Source organism: Pseudomonas sp. G3-39 (assembly GCF_054790485.1).
In genome coordinates, this window is sequence record NZ_CP186497.1 from 109,339 (window position 1) to 127,602 (window position 18,264).

At 59.8% G+C, this 18,264-nt stretch carries 18 protein-coding genes; 15 read left to right on the forward strand and 3 right to left on the reverse strand.

The genetic code is table 11. From position 1 onward, the window contains the following. Positions 1-30: 30 nt before the first annotated feature. Both ACOYXG_RS00410 and ACOYXG_RS00415 read right to left on the reverse strand, forming a co-directional pair. Positions 31-1,647 carry an alkaline phosphatase family protein gene (locus ACOYXG_RS00410; RefSeq protein ID WP_414888203.1) on the reverse strand — a complete coding sequence of 539 codons (1,617 nt, stop codon included), beginning with the start codon at positions 1,645-1,647 and terminating at the stop codon, positions 31-33. A gap of 215 nt (positions 1,648-1,862) precedes the next feature. Then, positions 1,863-2,807 (reverse strand): LysR family transcriptional regulator, encoded by a 945-nt coding sequence (locus tag ACOYXG_RS00415; RefSeq protein ID WP_027611164.1) that lies wholly within the window; start codon positions 2,805-2,807, stop codon positions 1,863-1,865. Between the two features lie 165 nt (positions 2,808-2,972). On the opposite strand from ACOYXG_RS00415, the gene ACOYXG_RS00420 reads away from it, so the two are divergent. The 15 genes from ACOYXG_RS00420 to ACOYXG_RS00490 all read left to right on the forward strand — a co-directional run bounded on the left by ACOYXG_RS00420 (position 2,973) and on the right by ACOYXG_RS00490 (position 16,799). After that, the gene (locus ACOYXG_RS00420) at positions 2,973-5,333 is read left to right on the forward strand and encodes a TonB-dependent receptor (protein WP_460355257.1); all 2,361 of its coding nucleotides are present in this window, start codon (positions 2,973-2,975) and stop codon (positions 5,331-5,333) included. Positions 5,334-5,356: 23 nt separating this feature from the next. Then, the gene (locus ACOYXG_RS00425) at positions 5,357-6,700 is read left to right on the forward strand and encodes an aryl-sulfate sulfotransferase (RefSeq protein ID WP_097086845.1); all 1,344 of its coding nucleotides are present in this window, start codon (positions 5,357-5,359) and stop codon (positions 6,698-6,700) included. 189 nt (positions 6,701-6,889) lie between these two features. Next, positions 6,890-7,216, forward strand: a complete 327-nt coding sequence (locus ACOYXG_RS00430) for a hypothetical protein (RefSeq protein ID WP_096797777.1) — start codon at positions 6,890-6,892, stop codon at positions 7,214-7,216. A gap of 162 nt (positions 7,217-7,378) precedes the next feature. After that, positions 7,379-7,702 (forward strand): hypothetical protein, encoded by a 324-nt coding sequence (locus ACOYXG_RS00435; protein WP_460355261.1) that lies wholly within the window; start codon positions 7,379-7,381, stop codon positions 7,700-7,702. A 55-nt stretch (positions 7,703-7,757) separates the two neighbouring features. Continuing rightward, a complete protein-coding gene (locus ACOYXG_RS00440) occupies positions 7,758-8,093 on the forward strand; it encodes a hypothetical protein (protein ID WP_097086847.1) in 336 nt (111 codons plus the stop codon). Positions 8,094-8,367: 274 nt separating this feature from the next. Beyond that, positions 8,368-9,183 (forward strand): energy transducer TonB, encoded by an 816-nt coding sequence (locus tag ACOYXG_RS00445; protein WP_096797441.1) that lies wholly within the window; start codon positions 8,368-8,370, stop codon positions 9,181-9,183. 44 nt (positions 9,184-9,227) lie between these two features. Further along, positions 9,228-9,953 carry a MotA/TolQ/ExbB proton channel family protein gene (locus tag ACOYXG_RS00450; RefSeq protein WP_096797442.1) on the forward strand — a complete coding sequence of 242 codons (726 nt, stop codon included), beginning with the start codon at positions 9,228-9,230 and terminating at the stop codon, positions 9,951-9,953. 1 nt (position 9,954) lies between these two features. Then, entirely contained in the window at positions 9,955-10,356 is a 402-nt protein-coding gene (locus tag ACOYXG_RS00455; protein ID WP_003220570.1) for an ExbD/TolR family protein, read from the forward strand. A 291-nt stretch (positions 10,357-10,647) separates the two neighbouring features. Beyond that, the gene (locus ACOYXG_RS00460; RefSeq protein WP_003220572.1) at positions 10,648-11,229 is read left to right on the forward strand and encodes an alpha/beta hydrolase; all 582 of its coding nucleotides are present in this window, start codon (positions 10,648-10,650) and stop codon (positions 11,227-11,229) included. Between the two features lie 56 nt (positions 11,230-11,285). Beyond that, positions 11,286-12,218: a sigma 54-interacting transcriptional regulator gene (locus ACOYXG_RS00465; protein WP_460355266.1), complete on the forward strand. Its 933-nt coding sequence runs from the start codon at positions 11,286-11,288 to the stop codon at positions 12,216-12,218. A 167-nt stretch (positions 12,219-12,385) separates the two neighbouring features. Next, positions 12,386-13,183 (forward strand): MetQ/NlpA family ABC transporter substrate-binding protein, encoded by a 798-nt coding sequence (locus ACOYXG_RS00470; protein ID WP_027611172.1) that lies wholly within the window; start codon positions 12,386-12,388, stop codon positions 13,181-13,183. A gap of 653 nt (positions 13,184-13,836) precedes the next feature. Next, complete coding sequence (locus ACOYXG_RS00475) at positions 13,837-14,502, forward strand: amino acid ABC transporter permease (RefSeq protein WP_027611173.1); 666 nt, start codon at positions 13,837-13,839, stop codon at positions 14,500-14,502. Next, positions 14,483-15,142, forward strand: coding sequence for an amino acid ABC transporter permease (locus ACOYXG_RS00480; protein ID WP_095137883.1), 660 nt, complete (start codon positions 14,483-14,485; stop codon positions 15,140-15,142). Before ACOYXG_RS00475 ends, ACOYXG_RS00480 begins: the two co-directional genes overlap by 20 nt. Continuing rightward, complete coding sequence (locus ACOYXG_RS00485; protein WP_460355271.1) at positions 15,139-15,921, forward strand: amino acid ABC transporter ATP-binding protein; 783 nt, start codon at positions 15,139-15,141, stop codon at positions 15,919-15,921. Before ACOYXG_RS00480 ends, ACOYXG_RS00485 begins: the two co-directional genes overlap by 4 nt. Continuing rightward, positions 15,918-16,799 carry a transporter substrate-binding domain-containing protein gene (locus ACOYXG_RS00490; protein ID WP_460355273.1) on the forward strand — a complete coding sequence of 294 codons (882 nt, stop codon included), beginning with the start codon at positions 15,918-15,920 and terminating at the stop codon, positions 16,797-16,799. Before ACOYXG_RS00485 ends, ACOYXG_RS00490 begins: the two co-directional genes overlap by 4 nt. Before the next feature lie 120 nt (positions 16,800-16,919). Here ACOYXG_RS00490 and ACOYXG_RS00495 read toward each other — a convergent pair whose 3' ends face one another. Continuing rightward, positions 16,920-18,116, reverse strand: coding sequence for an AAA family ATPase (locus ACOYXG_RS00495; protein WP_247840744.1), 1,197 nt, complete (start codon positions 18,114-18,116; stop codon positions 16,920-16,922). Between the last annotated feature and the right edge of the window lie 148 nt (positions 18,117-18,264).

Sequence of the window (18,264 nt, forward strand, 5' to 3'; positions counted from 1 at the left end):
GGGAGCGAGCCTGCTCGTGAAGCTTTTAATTCACCAAACGCCAATCTTCACGACCTTCTCGGTCTCCGGCTCGCCATAGCGAAACCGCTGTCCACGCAAATCAATCTCCTGATGACTGATCGTGGTCCGCCGCTTCAACCCGCGCACCCACTCGAACAGATACCCCGCATGCTCTTCGCGCACCGCCGCGTAGGCCGGATCATCACCCAGATCGCGCAACTCCTGCGGATCATTCAGCAGATCAAACAGTTGCGGCCGGAAGCCGTCGTACGCCAGGTATTTCCAGCGCTCGCTGCGCACCATGGTCATGCGGCAACGGTCGATCGGCTGGCCAAGTCGCTCGCGTGCCGGGGCCTGAAAGGCGTAGTCGTATTCGCTGATGGCGTAGCGGCGCCAGTCGGGATTTTCGCCGTGCAACAGCGGGATCAGCGAGTGTCCTTCCAGCCGATGCTCGGCGCCCGCAAGGCCCAGCGCCTGGAGAAACGTTGGCAAGGCATCAATGGTTTCCGCCAGCCGCTCATCCACCGTGCCCCGAGTGATGTCCGCCGCGGCGCGCGGGTCGCGCACGATCAGGGGCACGCCCACTGCCTGTTCCAGCAAAAACTCCTTCTCGCCCAGCCAGTGGTCGCCGAGGAAGTCGCCGTGATCGCTGGTGAACACGATCAAGGTGTCATGCCAACGTCCGTTGCTCTGCAGAAAATCGAACAGCCGCCCGAGCTGATCATCCACTTGCTTGATCAGGCCCATGTAGGTGGGGATTACATTCAATCGTACTGAGTTACGGGAGAAGTTGAGGCTTTCCTCATGCTGGCGAAACGCCGTGTATACGGGGTGTTTGCTGGCTTCGGAGGGCGTCGCGCGGACCGGTTCGAGAATCGATTTCGTACTGTACAGGGCGTGGTATGGCGCCGGTACGATGTAGGGCCAGTGCGGTTTGATGTAGGAGAGGTGTAAACACCAGGATTTCTCACCTTGCTCGGTGATGAAGTCGATGGCTCGATTTGTAGTGTAGACAGTCTCTGAGAACTGCTCGGGAATTCGCGCTGGCAAATGCGCATGACGCATGTGCCAGCCGCTGAGGATTTCGCCGTTCTCGCCTTCGGCGGCGTTGGCCCAGTCGTGCCAGGGGTTGCGCCCGGCGAAGCCCTGCTCGCGCAGGTAATGGGTGTAGGGCGCGGACTCGCGTTTGTCGTCGAACAGCGGGTCGTCGGGGAAGATTCCGTCGTGGCGGAAGTACGGCTCGAAACCGACCTCGTTGAGCGCTTCGGCCTGCGCGCTGTCCGGGTTGATCGCCAGACGCTGCAGGGCGTCGACATTGGCCGTGGCGTGGGTCTTGCCGACCAGCGCGGTGCGGATGCCGTGGGGGCGCAGGTAATCACCGATCGTCAGTTCTTCCAGCGGCAACGGCACGGCGTTCCACGTGACCTGATGGCTGCTGACGTAGCGCCCGGTGTAGGCCGACATCCGCGACGGGCCGCAGATCGTGCCCTGGGTGTAAGCGCGGCTGAAGCGCACGCCAGCGGCGGCCAGGCGATCGATGTTCGGCGTGTGCAGATGCGGATGACCGTAACAGGACAGGTAATCGCGGCGCAGCTGATCGCACATGATGTACAGCACATTGCGCACAGGGTTTTGCGGATTGGACATGAGATTCACCGGTCAGAAAGACAGGCGAGGGTTGTCGCTTTCGGCGGGGGTGTTCGGCAAGTGCATTTGGGGAATGGGTTTTATGCGGGGATTGCATTGGCGCCTGTAACGGCCTCTTCGCGAGCAGGCTCGCTCCCACAGTGGATTGTGGTGAGCGCAGAATTTGTGATCGACGCTAACTCTGTGGGAGCGAGCCTGCTCGCGAAGGCGGTGGATCAGACTGCAAAATTCTCCAGCGAACACACCTCCTCATCCACCGCATCAATCGCCTTGATCTGCTCAATCATCGCCTCGGCCAGCGGCGACAAGCGATACCCCGCCCGACTGACAATCCCATAGCGGGTGTACAGCTCTTCCAGATCATCCGCCAGGCCGTCGATCCGCAAACACACCAGCTCACCCTTGGCCTGATGCAGCGCATCTGAATACGCCCCGACAATGCCGATCGCATCCGAACGCAGCACCACGCTGAGCAGGCTTGAGCTGTTTTCGCATTCCACATTCGGCGTGAAATCCGGGCGGCCGCTGAGGTCGACGATGACCTTGCGCAAGTTCGGCGGACGAATGCTCACTGCCAGTGGATAGCTCATCAATTGCTCGGCCGAAACCCGTTCAAATGCCGCTAACGGATGCCCGGCACGGCAACAGAAATGCCATTTGCGCGGCCGCAAGCGGTACGTCAGGTAATCCGGATCGGCCTCGAAGTGTCGAGTGTCGGCGACGAAGAACTCAAACTCCTCGCTGAGCAGGCGTTTGCTCAGGCTCTGCCAGTCATCGACCTGAAATTGCACCCGCGCTTTCGGGTAGCGCCCGATGAACGCGCCGATCGCGCGCGGGATCAATCCGGCCGCCGGCGCCGGGCCGCAACCGAAGCGCAACTCGCCCGCCTCCAGACCATTGAACTGACTGATCTCGTTGGCCATCTGCTGCGCGCCGCTGACCAGTCGCCGTGCATGTTCGAGCAGCACCTGACCCTGCTTGGTCGGCGGCAGATCCTTGCGCCCGCGATCGACCAACTGACAGCCGACGCTGTGTTCCAGCGCCTGAATGCTGCGGCTGAACGCCGACTGCGACAGGTTCACCGCCTGCGCGCCGGCGACGAAGCTGCGTTGTTCGGCGAGGGCGATGAAGTGACGAAGTTGGCGCAAGTCGATATGCATTTTTCACATAAAAAATATCCGGGAAATGCATTGGATATGCATTAGGTCGACTCCTTATAAAGGCAATCTCTTATGCAGTAAATATTTGTAAATCCATAAATAAATAACCGAAAAGAATATGCAGCGCTGAAGATGTCTGTGTGTTTTTTGACCAGGAGCCGCGCCATGAGTCCGTTGAACCATGCGTCACCCTTAACGCCACGACGGCTCAAACGCCTGCCTCTGGCCCTGTTGCTGGCGGGGAGCGCCAGCTGGACTCACAGCTACGCCGCCGAGGCCGAAGCACCGCCACCGGCGCCGGCCGGCAAACCGGCGGCCAACAGCTCGCAGCTGGAAACCGTGACCGTCACCACGCGCCGGCGCGAAGAAAGTTCGCAAGACGTGCCGACGCCGATGAGCGTGGTCAGCGGGCAGAATCTGGAGACGCAGCGGGTCTACCGGATTCAGGATTTGCAGCAACTGGTGCCGAGCGTCAACGTCGCCTACATGCACGCGCGCCAGTCCAGCGTGTCGATTCGTGGCCTGGGCAACAACCCGGCGAGCGACGGCCTGGAAGGCAGCGTCGGTCTGTACATCGATAACGTGTATCTGGGTCGTCCGGGGATGGCGGTGTTCGACCTGATGGACATCGAACAGCTCGAAGTCCTGCGCGGGCCGCAGGGCACGCTGTTCGGCAAGAACACCACCGCAGGGGTGATCAACATCAGCACACGCGCACCGACGTTCACCCCTGAGCGCAGCATCGAAACCTCGTTCGGCGAGGACGGCTACTTCCAGACCAAGGGCACCATTTCCGGGCCGATCAACGATGAACTGGCCGGGCGCTTTTCGGCCTATCGCACCCGCAGCGACGGCGATATAAAGAACGAATACAACGGCCATGAGCTGAACGGAGGCTCGCGCGATGGCTTCCGTGCGCAATTGCTGTTCAAGCCCAACGAAGATTTCAATCTGCGCTGGATCGGCGATTACAACGAAGAGGACTCCAGCGCCGGCACGCGCGTGCTGTACAACACCGGACCGACCATCAACGGCGTCAACCTCTACCAATCGCGGGCCAATGCCGCCGGCGCGACGCTGGTCAACGGCTCGCACCGCAAGGTCAATCTGGACAACGACCAGCACGTCACCGTGCATCAGGGCGGCACGTCGGTGGAGGCCAACTGGACGCTGCCGAGCGATTTCACCCTGACCTCGATCAGCTCCTATCGCTTCTGGAATTTCACCCCGGCCAACGACGACGGTCTCAACGTTGCGGCGACCTACAATGCCGGGGTTTCGGTCGAAGACAAACAGTACTCGCAGGAATTTCGTCTGGCCTCGCCCAAGGGCGAGTTCTTCGATTACGTGGTGGGCGCTTACTACTTCGGCTCGGATCTGGACAACAAATCCTTCGCCTATTACGGCCCGCAGGCCGACATCTGGAACGGCACGCCACGCGGTGCGCTGGCCAACGTCGGCAGCGTCGGCAACGGCCACATCAAGACCGACAGCTTCGCCCTGTTCGCCCAAGGCACCTGGCACCTCACTGAGCGCCTGGACTTCACCGCCGGGGTGCGCGGCACCTATGAAGAGAAGAACGCCTGGGTCACCCGCGATGCGCCGGTCGGTGGTGCCACTGTCACCGGCGCAGCGGCCACGGCACGCCGCGGACGCACTGGTGCATACGATTCCGGCGATCTGAATCAGTACAGCTCAAGCCCCTCCGGATTGCTCAACCTCAGCTATCGCATCACCGATGATCTACTCGGCTACGCCACGCTGTCCCACGGCGAAAAATCCGGTGGGGTGAACCTCGCAGTGGGTTCGGCGCCAACCGCCGGCGCCGACTCGCTGCTGATCGGCACCGAGCGCGCCAACAACGCCGAACTCGGTTTCAAAAGCACCTTGTGGGACCGGCGTCTGCAACTCAACGCCAACGTTTTCTGGACTCAGGTCAACGCCTATCAGACCAACGCCTACGACGACGTCAACCGCGTGCAATACCTGACCAACGCCGGCTCGGTGCGCTCGCGCGGCGTCGAATTCGAAAGCACGGTGATCCCGTTGCGCGGCCTGACCCTGAACTTCAACGGCTCGTACAACGACGTCAGCTACCTCTCGTACAAAGATGCGCCGTGCCCACCGGAAGTCAGCCAGGCACCGGGCGCACCGGCGTCCTGCGACCTCAGCGGGCACCAGGTGGTCGGCGCGTCGAAATGGATCGGCAACGCCAACGGCAAATACGAATGGAATCTGGCCAACGGTCTGCAACCCTACGTCACCGGCAGCTACGCGTTCCGCTCCAAAGCGGTGGGCACGGTCGAAGATTCCGACTACGGGCAGATCCCGAGCTACGCGGTGGTCAACCTGTCCACCGGTCTGCGCGGCGATTTCAATCAGGGCCAGTGGGACGTTTCGCTGTGGCTGAAAAACGCCTTCGACAAGACCTACTACACGACCCTGTGGACCGGCGGCAACGGCGGTTATGAAGGCCTGCTCGGTACGCCGCGCACCCTCGGCGTTACCGGTCGCTACGACTTCTGATCTGTCATTCAAGGAGCTGCATCATGTTGCCAGGCAAAACCGCTTTAGCGCTGTTGTTATCCGGCGCAGCGTTGAGTACCTCGGTGTTCGCCGCACCCAGCGTGTACCCGACCGGCGTCACCCGCTACGACCCGAACAAGGCGTTCAACCAATACGTGATTTTCAGTGGTGCCGACAAGCAGACGCACCTGATCGACATGAACGGCAACGAGGTGAAAACCTGGCCGCAGGCGGGGTTTCCGTCGGCGATCATCGACCCGCAACTGGTCGGCGGCGAGCGCGGGCATGTGCTGTTGCAACTGAGCGACAAGGATCCGGGCAAGCTCGGCTCCGCCGGTAACGGCCTGGGCAATCAGAGCGTCGGCGAGCTGGACTGGAACGGCAAAGTTGTCTGGCAGTGGGGCGACAAGGCGCCCGGTGGCTCCGCGCAGCAACACCATGATCAGCGACGCCTGAGCAACGGCAATACCGTGGTGCTGGCGAACAAGGTGCACAAGGTCAAAGGCTTCAAAGTGCCCGAGGTGATCGACGATGCGATCTACGAAGTCAGCCCCGACGGGCAGGTGAAATGGCAGTGGCTGGCCTCGGAACACCTCAACGAATTCGGCTTCACCCAGGAGCAACTGAAGCTGGTGCGCGCCAGCGACAACCCGGATTACCTGCACATCAACAACCTCAGCGTGGTCGGGCCGAACAAGTGGTTCGATGCCGGGGACAAGCGCTTCAATCCAGACAACCTGTTGCTCGATTCACGCAACGCCAACTTCATCGCAATCATCGACAAACACAGCGGCAAAGTGGTCTGGCGCCTCGGCCCGAACCTGCCGCTGATCAACCCGAAAACCGCACAGAAACTGCCGCGTCCGGTGGATCAATTTGTCGGCCAGCACGACGCGCACATCATCCCTGTCGGGCTGCCCGGTGCGGGCAACCTGCTGGTGTTCGACAACCAGGGTTCGGCGGGGTATCCGAACGTCACCCTCGGGCTGATTTCCGGCTCGCGAGTACTGGAAATCGACCCGCAGAAAAATGAAATCGTCTGGCAGTACAGCGCGGCGAATTCGAAGCAGCCGGGGTGGGCGTTCTATAGCTCGTTCATCAGCAGCGCGCGACGTTTGCCCAACGGCAATACGCTGATCGACGAAGGCATGAACGGGCGCTTTTTCCAGGTCACGGCCGGCGGCGAAAACGTCTGGGAATACGTCAGTCCTTATCTGGGTAAAGCACCGGGCAGCGACGCGATCAGCAACTGGGTCTATCGGGCGTTGCCCGTGAGTTACGACTGGGTGCCGAAGGGTACGCCGCGCTCCGAGACCGCCGTGATTGCCCCGACATCGGCAGTGCAGCAGACCAGTGCCAGTCGTTAGTTGAAAAGGAATTAATGCTCGAATGAATGGCGATAAGTTATGTGCGGTTTGAATACTGCTTATTGCAATTTCGTTGAAAAGTCGCGTGGACAATAAGTGAATGGCCAACCATCCTGAGTGTCGTGAGTTTCCAGGAGGGAACTTGCTCTCATCGGAAGACACTTATCCAACGATAAAGGAAATCACGTTATGTCGAGCATTAATGGAACTTATGTAAACGCTAACGCTGGCGCCAAACTGACGATTACCGATGGCAACGACTCCAACGGCACCTTCAGCGGCAAGTTGAACCAGAACGGCGTGAACTACGACATCGCTTACGGGCATTACCATTTCCAGAACAGCACCGGGCAGCCTACGATCATCACCTTCGCGGCTCTGAATGACGGCACGGGTTATCAATCCTGGGCGCTGTTCTCGCCGGATCACACCTATTCGAAAGTTCGTGCGGCGGGTTCGCGCACCAACTTTGATGGTGATGTTGTTAGTCTGGCTGGAGAGTTTGTTAAACAGTAATTTTGTGTCACAAAAAAGCCGTCATGCTATTGAGCATGGCGGCTTTTTTCTTACATGAAATAAGTCATTTTCATGTTGGTTGCGCTTCCTATGGATGACAGCGTTTGCTGGCGTCTGATTCTAAGCTCGAGGTGAACTCAATCATTCGAGCAGGACGCTTACATGCAAAATGCGCTTTATTCCAACACCTTCGATGGGCCCTCTCTGACCATTGTCGATTCCGATGACCGCACCGGGGTCTTCGGCGGCACGTTGCATCACCAAGGCATCAACTACGGCATTGTCAGTGGCAGTTATGCCAGCCTCAACGGCTACCAGCCGCCAACCGTGGTCACGCTGATTGCCAATAACCAGGATCACGGTTATTTCGCCCTGACCCTGTTCTCGCCAAGTCGCGGCACTCATGAACTGCAGGGGCACTGCGTGCGCGTTACCTATGACGGCGTGGTCAGCAGCCTGCCGGGCGACTTCGTTCGCCATGCATGAGGCGCAGCCCGCGCCAGGTTTCTCTCTCTCAAAACACCCAGCAAGGATGCTGCACATGTCCAAGATCAACGGCGTTTATCGTCATGAACCTTCAGATACAACCTTGACCCTGACCGAAGGCGATGACCGCACCGGCAGTTTCACCGGAACCCTGTCGCTGTCCGGCATCGAGTACCCGATCGCATTTGGCAATTTCCATTTCAGACATGGTTTTTCAACAGGCCCGGTTGCTATCTCTTTCAATACGCTGACGGCCGATGGCACGGCGCAAGCCTGGGTGATGTTCTCGCCCGATCAGGCCTACACACGCTTGCGGGCACTGGGCAGCGCGGCGGACATGATGGGCAACATCGGGTTGAATGGCCTGGAATTCATCCGGCAAAACCGCTGAAGAAGCGCGAAATGAGCGGGTTTCGCATGCCTTCGCCGAATAATTTTCATGCTTGAAAAGCATTGTAAATTCAGCCCTCGGCGCCAGCCCTTGCAGGCCGTGGCTTTGCGACAATCTACGAAAACCTATATTCGTAAAAAATCTAAACACATCGATAAAAGTTACTTTCGGAGATAAGCGATTGCTCCAATGATTCACCCAACGACCGGTCGCCCGGGGGATGTTTGCGGCGACCGGTCGGGTACTTCGCAAAAAGACCGCAGGGAGTGAATCAATGGGCAATGTCCAGACCGCCGCCAGCGCACAGGAATTGCTGTGGCGTCAGACGCCGAGTGGCGAACTGGTCGATCTCGGCCGGCCGCATCGTGTGCCGCTGGGGCAGCTGCGTTTGCAGCGTGCGCCCAAGGGCATTCTGAGCCGCCGTGAAACCATTCTGCTCGGCGTGCTGGCGCTGCTGGTGCACGGCGCGGTGATCTATTGGATCAACCAGCATCCGACGCCGGCGTTGCCAATCGTGCCGCCGGAAATTCCGCCGATGACCATCGAGTTTTCGCGGCCGGCGCCACCCGCGCCGCCGGTGGTCGAACCGCCGCCACCGGCACCGGTCGTGGAGCCACCACCACCGGTTGAAGACGAGTTGGCCGTAAAGCCGCCGCCGCCCAAACCGATTCCCAAGCCCAAGCCGAAACCGGTGGCCAAACCGGTTCCGAAACCAGCACCGAAAGCTGTTGAACAACCACCCGCGCCGCCACAACCGGCAGCTCCGGTTGCCGCCCCGGCGCCACCTGCACCACCGGCCCCGGCGCCCGTGACGCCGGCTTCGGCCAACGCCGCGTATTTGAAGAATCCGGCGCCGGAATATCCGTCGCTGGCCCAGCGTCGCGGTTGGGAAGGCACGGTGATGTTAAGGGTGCACGTGTTGGCCAATGGCAAACCGGGCGAGATCCAGATTCAGAAAAGCAGTGGTCGGCAACAGCTCGACGATGCGGCACTTAATGCCGTCAAGCAGTGGAGCTTCGTGCCGGCCAAGCAGGGTGATGTCGCCCAGGACGGCTGGGTCAGCGTGCCCATCGATTTCAAGATTCATTAAACCGAAACCTATTCGCGCTAAATGTTTACACGAGGGAATACATCATGACGTTACTGGCCTCTCCACTGGAATCCATCGAAAGCGCGGTGATCTGGCTGCTGGTGGTTTTTTCCGTTGCCACCTGGGGACTGGCGCTGCTCAAGGCTGTGCAGTTCGGTCGTCTGAAGGCGCAGGATCGCAAGTTTCATAAACGCTTCTGGGCGGCCTCGAGTCTGGATTCCGCCGCCGAGTTGAGCGAAACCCAACCCGGCGCTGCGGCCCGGGTGGCACAAGCCGGTTACGCGGCGATTCAGGTGGGTGAGGCGCCGCAGGCCAATGACCTGAGCCAGGCGATCAACCATCAGGATCGTCTCGAACGGGCCTTGCGCCAGCAGATCGTCCGCGAACGGCGTTCGCTGGAAACCGGTCTGGCGGTAGTCGCGAGTATTGGTAGTACGTCGCCGTTCATTGGTTTGTTCGGCACGGTGTGGGGAATCATGGAGGCGTTGAAAGGCATCAGCGCGGCAGGCTCGGCGAGCCTGGAAACCGTCGCAGGTCCGATTGGCGCGGCACTGGTCGCCACTGGTGTGGGGATCGCCGTCGCGGTGCCGGCGGTGCTGGTTTACAACTACTTTTTGCGTCGTCTGAAACTGACGGCGGCGGATCTGGATGACTTCGCCCACGACTTTTACAGCCTGGCGCAAAAGAGCTCGTTCCGCGTGCTGATCCATCCGACGGCGAACAAGGTCGCGGCACCGGGCAACGCGACAAAAGTGAAGGAGGCGTCCTGATATGGCCTTCTCCACGCAAGACAGCGATGAGGTGCTGAGCGAGATCAACGTGACACCGCTGGTGGACGTGATGCTGGTGCTGCTGGTGGTGTTTATCGTCACCGCGCCGCTGCTGACCAATGCGATCCCGATCAACCTGCCGAAAACCGAAGCGGTGGCGCCGGTCGAGCAGAAAGATCCGCTGGTGGTGAGCATCGACGGCGCCGGCAAACTGTTTATCAACAAGGATGAAATTCAGCCGGACTTGCTGGAATTCAACCTTAAGTCGGCCAAGGCAAAAGACCCGGAAGTGCGCGTGCAATTGCAGGCCGACGACGGGGTGAACTACGGCGAAGTGGCGCGGGCCATGGCTTCGATTGAACGGGCGGGGATTACCAAATTGTCGGTGATCACTGCGCGGTAAACAGGATTTACGTTTTTCCGGGGCCGTCTCCTTGGCAGGGTGCGGCCCTTTTTTTATTCCGCAAAACCAGCCTCACCACCGACCTATTGTGGGAACGGGCTTGCTCGCGAAAACGTCAGCTGCATCGACATCAATGTTGACTGAGACACCGCATTCGCGAGCAAGCCCGCTGCCACAGATGAATCTCTTATATTCTTTTTGGGTCTTAATAAATAGCTTCTTATTCCTTAACGAATATAAATCCCGTCCCTATACTCGATCAGGAACAGACACGACGCAGGAGAGCTCCCCATGCGCAACGAATCAATCCGCTACCTGATTGTGCCGGGCTGGCAAGGATCGCCAGAAGATCATTGGCAAACCCACTGGCAGAACAGTCTGCCCAACAGCGCACGCGTGGAGCAGGCCGACTGGCTGACGCCGCGCCGTGAAGACTGGGTCGCGGCGCTGGCCGAAGCGATTGCTGCCGACAGCACGCCGGTGATCCTGATTGCTCACAGCCTGGGTTGCATCACCGTTGCACATTGGGCGGCTACCGCGCCTGTGCAATACCTGCGTCAGGTGCGCGGTGCGTTGCTGGTCGCACCTGCCGATGTCGAGCGTCCGGCCTGCGCGCCGGCACTGCGCAATTTCGCGCCGATCCCGACCGATCTGTTGCCGTTCCCCAGCCAGGTGGTCAGTTCCGACAACGACGCCGCCGTCAGCGCTCCGCGCGCTCTTGAGCTGGCGCGCAACTGGGGCGCCGAGGCGGGAATTCTTGCCGGGGCGGGGCACATCAACGTCAAGTCTGGGCATCAGCGCTGGGAGCAGGGTTTCGCTTATCTGTATCGCCTCCAAAACCGTATGGAACACCACGCCCGGCGTCGCGCTTGAACCTTTTTCTTTTCTGAACGCCCCCGTCTGCCGGCGGTTCTGGGCGGGAGTCTGCCATGAGTTTCGAAACGTTCGGTCAGCCGTTGCTGACCTTTCCCGATGCGGAAAAAAGTCCCCTGAGCATTCGCGCCAAGGCGCTGGTGTTCGTCGATCCCCGCTCCCGCAAGTTGCGCGAAGAGCTGGAACACCTGGCGCCGCGTGCCATTTCGGTGTTGATTCGTGGCGAGACCGGCACCGGTAAAGAGCTGCTCGCGCGCCACATCCACCGTGCCAGTGATCGCAGCGGTCTGTTCGTCTCGGTCAATTGCGGCGCGATCAGTCCGACCTACGCCGATGCCGAACTGTTCGGCTATGCCGCCGGCAGTTACACCGGTTCGGCGAGCAGTCGCGCCGGCTGGTTCGGTTCGGCCAACGGCGGCACCTTGTATCTGGACGAAATCGGCGATCTGCCGTTGCCGATCCAGATCAAACTGCTCGCCGCCCTGGAAAACCACGAAGTCACCCGCGTCGGCGCACATCAGCCAAGCCCGGTGGATGTGCGGCTGGTGGCGGCAACCAGCATTGATCTGGCGCAAGCGGTGGACGCGGGGAAATTTCACGAACGGCTCTATCACTACCTCAGCGAAGGTCAGCTGGAATTGCCGGCGCTGCGCGAGCGGATTGGCGACATCCTGTCGCTGGCGGAATATTTCCTCGGCATCTACAGCCAGCGCCTTGATCTGCCGGTGCCGTTGATCAGCGAAGCGGCGCAGCACCTGCTGGAGCGCCACAGTTGGCCGGGCAACACCCGTGAGCTGGAAAACGTCATTCACTTTGCGCTGCTGGTCAGCACTGGCGACGAAATCCTACCGGAGCACCTGAACCTGCCCGAGGTGTCTGGGCCGCAGCTTCAGATCGAACGACTGGTGGCACAAATCAAAATCGGCGGCAGCGTCGACGAACGTAAGGCTTTGAAAGATCTGCTGATTGGTTTGAGCCAGCAGTTGTAGCCGTTTGCTTCTGTATGAACGAAATGGAATATCAAAGTGAATAAACGTTATTGTCAGGGAATAAAAAATCCCGGTATTGTCCGCATCACGCCAGAGATAGCACTTCACTGGCACTCGTATTAATAGCCGTCGCCATTCGCGACCGTGATTCTCGATAAGGACACTGCATGAAAAAGGTTCTGTTGTTTACCGCATTGGCGGCTGCTCTGACTGCTTCCCTGGCCCAGGCCGGCGAGAAACTGGTGGTGGCGGCGACTCCGGTGCCGCACGCGGAAATTCTCGAGCTGATCAAACCGACCCTGGCCAAAGAAGGCGTGGATCTGGAAATCAAGGTCTTCACCGACTACGTGCAGCCGAACGTGCAGGTTGGCGAGAAGCGTCTGGATGCCAACTACTTCCAGACCAAGCCTTACCTGGACAGCTTCAACGCCGGCAAATACAAGGACGACAAGTCCAAGTACCTGGTGACCGTGCAAGGCGTCCACGTTGAACCGTTCGGTGGCTACTCGAGCAAGTACAAGAAACTGGCTGATCTGCCAGACGGCGCGACCATCGCCATCCCGAACGAAGGCAGCAACAGCGGCCGTGCGCTGATCCTGCTGCAGAAGGCGGGTCTGATCGAACTGAAAGATCCGAAAAACGCCTTGGCGACCCCGAAAGATATCGCCAAGAACCCGCACAACTTCAAGTTCAAGGAACTGGAATCGGCCCTGCTGCCACGTGTGCTGAAAGAAGTTGATCTGGACATGATCAACACCAACTACGCGCTGGAAGCCAAGCTGAACCCGACCAAGGATGCGCTGGTGATCGAAGGCGCTGACTCGCCTTACGTGAACTTCCTGGTGGCCCGTGAGGACAACAAGAACAGCGACGCCATCAAGAAACTGGCCGCTGCCCTGACCAGCCCGGAAGTCAAAGCGTTCATCGAGAAGAAGTACAACGGCGCGGTATTGCCGGCGTTCTGATCCGACGCTTGAACCACCCCTTCAAGGTATGAAAACGCCGATGGCCAGCGATGGTCATCGGCGTTTTTGTGCGTGCGTTGAAAAGCCCCTTACCCTAGCCCTCTCCCAAAGGCAGAGGGGACTGATTGGGGGATGCTGTAGAAGTACACCGACGTGAAAGTTTTCTGCCGAATCCATAATCGACTCGATCTTTCAGGTCGATGTTAATCGCCAGACACTGCGGTCGGCCCCCTCTCCCTCGGGGAGAGGGCTGGGGTGAGGGTGCTGTTGATCCTGACCTCAGGTTACCTGCGCCTTCAACGCCCGTCTCAACGCCACCAACAATTTCACGATGTCCTGCGGATCCAGTCGCTGCGGCACTTTTACGTCCATGTTGTCTTCCTTGTAATGGTTTGGCCGGGGGAGTCTGGCCAAAAGCTGTTCGTCCTTGGAGGGCTTTCATGCAAAAAAGATCCTTCCTACAGCGCAAGGGAAAATAGCCTTCTTATTCCTTCCCGGCAAACCCACAGGATAGTTTTTTGCGTGATATCAATATGCTTTAACGGTATTTAAATTCTTGTTTTTATACCTATAAAGTCAGCGCCTGCCGGACAGTTACCCGCTGTCCATGGACTGCATGACCGTTGCTTACCGAGCGACGTCCAGGATGCTTCATGACTTTCGATTACGCATTTATCCTCAGTACCCTGCCGGCCTTTCTCAAGGCTGTGGGCGTGACGCTGCAAGTCGGGTTCATCGCCATCGGCACGTCGCTGCTGGTGGCGCTGCTCAACGCGACGATTCTGGTGTTCCGCACACCGTACCTGCAAAAACTGGTGGGCCTTTATGTGGAACTGGCGCGCAACACGCCGCTGCTGATTCAACTGTTCTTCGTCTACTTCGCCTTGCCGGCCATCGGCATCCAGGTTTCCGGATTTACCGCGGCAATCATCACCATGACTTTTCTCGGCGGCGCCTACCTCACCGAGGTGCTGCGCGCCGGCGTCGATGCGGTACCGCAGGCGCAACTGGAATCGGGTCGCTCCATCGGCCTGTCCCATGGCCAGTTGCTGCGCTACGTGATCCTGCCGCAGGCGGGGATTCTCAGCCTGCCCTCGCTGTTCGCCAATTTCATTTTCCTGCTCAAGGAAACCACCGTGGTCTCGGCAGTGGCCGTGCCGGAAATCCTCTACACCACCAAGAGCTACATCGCGCTCTACTACAAAACCTACGAAATGCTCGCCGTGCTGACGCTGATCTGCGTGCTGTTGTTCTTGCCGCTGTCGCTGTTGCTCAGCCGTCTGGAAAGGAGGCTCCAGCATGGCCAGTTCGGGTCTTGAACTGCTCTGGGTGTCGTTGCCGCAACTGGCAAAAGGCGCCGGGCAAACCCTGTCGATCTCGTTCCTGAGCATCGCTATCAGCACCGTTGGCGGGGTGCTCTACGGCGTACTGCGCACGCTCAACGTGGCGTGGCTGAACGCGATCCTGCGGATCTATCTGGAACTGTTCCGGGCGATTCCGGTGCTGGTCTGGCTGTACCTGCTGTTTTTCGGCTTGCCGATTTTCTTCGGACTGAGTCTGCCGAGCTTCTGGTGCGCGGTGCTGGTGCTGTCGCTGTGGGGCGCCAGCGAGGTTGGCGAAGTGGCGCGCGGTGCGTTGCATTCTTTGCCGCGCGGGCAGCGTGAAGCAGGGCTGTCGATCGGCCTGAACGCGGCGCAACTGTACGGCTACGTGTTGCTGCCGCAGGCACTGAAGCGCATGACGCCGCCGACCATCAACGTCTATACGCGGATCATCAAGACCAGCTCGCTGGCGGTGCTGATTGGCGTGGTCGATGTGATCAAGGTCGGCCAGCAGATCATCGAGCGCACCTACGAATCGGTGCTGATCTACGGCGCGCTGTTTCTGTTTTTCTTTTTCATCTGCTACCCGCTGTCGGCCGCTTCGCGCGTGCTGGAGCGGCGCTGGACGCAAGCATGAGCGCATTGGTCGAGTTTCAGGGTTTCAACAAATTCTACGGCGAGCAGCAGGTGCTCAAGGGCATCGACCTGCAAGTGCGCAGCGGCGAAGTGATCGTCATCCTCGGCCCCAGCGGTTGTGGCAAAAGCACGCTGCTGCGTTGCCTCAATGGTCTGGAAGAAGCCCACAGCGGCAGCCTGAAGTTTGTCGGCCGCGAGCTGCTGGACAAGGCCACCGACTGGCGCGACGTGCGCCAGCAGATCGGCATGGTGTTCCAGAGTTATCACCTGTTCCCGCACATGAGCGTGCTCGACAATTTGCTGCTCGGCCCGCTCAAGGTGCAAAAGCGCCAGCGCCGTGAAGCGCAGCAGCAAGCCGAAGCCTTGCTCGAACGGGTGGGCCTGGCGGACAAGCGCGACGCCTTCCCGCGCCAGCTCTCCGGCGGCCAGCAGCAACGCATCGCCATCGTCCGCTCGTTGTGCATGAACCCACGGGTCATGCTCTTTGATGAAGTCACCGCCGCCCTTGATCCGGAGATGGTCAAGGAAGTGCTGCAAGTGATTCAGGGCCTGGCCCGCGAGGGCATGACCCTGCTGATCGTCACCCACGAAATGGCCTTCGCCCGCGCGGTGGCCGACCGCATCGTGTTCATGGATGCCGGACGCATCCTTGAACAGAACCCGCCCGAGATTTTCTTTACGAACCCGCAAACCGCACGCGCGCAGCAGTTTCTGGAGAAGTTCTCCTTCGTTGCAACACTGCCTGAAACGAATCCGACAAAGGAACTGGAACCGCTATGAAAACTGCCAAGTCATCCCTGTTTTTACTGCCGCTGCTGGGGCTCGCGCTGCTCGCCGGCTGCAACAAATCCGAAGAACCGGCCAAGCCGAAAGTCGCCAGCGAAAGCACCGCGCCAGCCGGTTACCTGGACAAGATCAAGGCCCGCGACAAACTGATCGTCGGCGTATTCACCGACAAGCCGCCGTTCGGTTTCGTCGATGAAGCCGGGCGCTACGTCGGCTTCGACACCGATATCGGTCGGCGTTTCGCCAAGGATCTGCTGGGCGACGAGAACAAGGTCGAGTTCGTGGCCGTGGAGCCGGCGAGCCGCATTCCGTTCCTGCAGAGCGACAAGGTCGACCTGATCCTCGCCAACATGACCGTGACCCCGGAGCGCAAGGAAGCGGTTGAATTCACCAACCCGAACCTCAAGGTCGCGGTGCAGGCACTGGTATCGCAAGGCAGTTCGGTGAAAAAACTCGATGACCTGGCGACCCGCACCACCATCGTCACCACCGGCACCACCGCCGACATCTGGCTGACCAAGAATCATCCGGACTGGAAACTGCTGAAGTTCGAGAAAAATTCCGAGTCGTTGCAAGCCTTGGCCAACGGTCGCGGCGATGCCTACGCGCAGGACAATCTGGTGCTGTTCAGCTGGGCCAAGCAGAACCCGGGCTACCGCGTGCTGGACGAAAAACTCGGCGCCGAAGCACCGATTGCCCCGGCAGTGAAGAAGGGCAACGTCGAGCTGCGTGACTGGGTGAATACCGAGCTGGCCAAGTTGGGTGAGGAGAAATATCTGCTCAAGCTGTATGACCAATATGTGCGTAAAGAACTGAGCGATGACACCCAGCCTGAGAGTGTGATTGTCGAGGGTGGCAAGTGGCAGGGGTGATTGGCCGTTAAATCTGCGCTGACCTGAAGGTCCTCTTCGCGAGCAAGCCCGCTCCCACAGGGGTACGCATTCCAACTGTGGGAGCGAGCCTGCTCGCGAAAGCGCTCGCTCAGGTGCCGCTCAATCCGGCCAGTTCCACGCCGGCTCATCCAGCACCCGCTGGCCAACAATTCCGGTCTGCCCCAGCGTCTTCTCCAGCACGATGCAGTTGCATTCGGAATCTTCCTGCAACGCCGAAATCAACCGTCGCGCATGCGACACCACCCACACCTGACACGCCTGCGAAGCGCGAATGATCAAGCGCGCCAGCGCCGGCAACAGATCCGGATGCAGACTGGTTTCCGGTTCGTTGAGCACCATCAATGACGGCGGGCGTGGCGTCAGCAGCGCGGCGATCAGCAACAGATAACGCAGGGTGCCGTCCGACAGCTCCGCCGCCGACAGTGGCCGCAGCAACCCCTCCTGAAAGAACTCGATGGCAAAGCGTCCGCCGGCCAGCGGTGCGATGTTCAGTCTTGCGCCGGGAAACGCGTCGCTGATCGCCGCCTGCAACGCCTCGGGGTCGCCGATTTCATTGATGGTCTGCAGGGCTGCGGCGAGGTCGCGACCGTCGTGGTGCAGCACCGGCGTGCGCGTACCCAGTTGCGGTTGGCGCACCGGGGCGTCGGCGTCGCTGCGAAAGTGATCGTAGAAGCGCCAGCGGCGAATGAACTCGCGCATCTGGAACACTTCCGGCGAACTGCGCAGGCTGCCGATCTGATCGAACAGACTGTCGAAATTCGGCGTGTGCTGTGCCAGCACGTCCCAGCTGCGGCCTTCGCGGGCGCGAATCATCGGGCCGTTGCGATCCACCAACAGGCTGGCCGGGCGATAGAGCGGCCCGGCCCAGATGCATTCGCGCTTGATCTGCGGATCGAGACTGAAGCGCGAGGGGCTGGGATGAGTGTCCCCCGGCAGCATGAAATGTCCGTTGGAGTCGGGCAATCCGAGGCTGATCGAGTAGCTGAAATCCTCGCCGGCAAACCCCAGGCGCAGACGTTTGACGCCCTGACGCACCGTCGGCTCGATCGCCACTTCGCCGTTGCGCATGCGCCGGCTGATGGTTTCCGGCCCGGCCCAGAAGGTCGAATCCAGCCCGCCCTCGCGGGCCAGTGCATTGACCACGCCGCCCTGGGCGGTCTCCGCCAGCAGGCGCAAGGCCCGATAGAGATTGGACTTGCCGCTGCCGTTGGGGCCGGTGATCAGGTTCAGCCGGCCCAGCGGAATCACCAGTTTGTTGATCGAGCGGTAATTGGCCACCGCGAGGGTCTTGAGCATGAAAATCCTTCTCTTGAGGCGACCATTGTAGGAGCTGCCGAAGGCTGCGATCTTTTGATCTTGCTTTTGTAAAGTCAAAAGATCGCAGCCTGCGGCAGCTCCTACAGGGGAAATATAGAGATCACGCAGGCGAACGTTGAACCCTGTT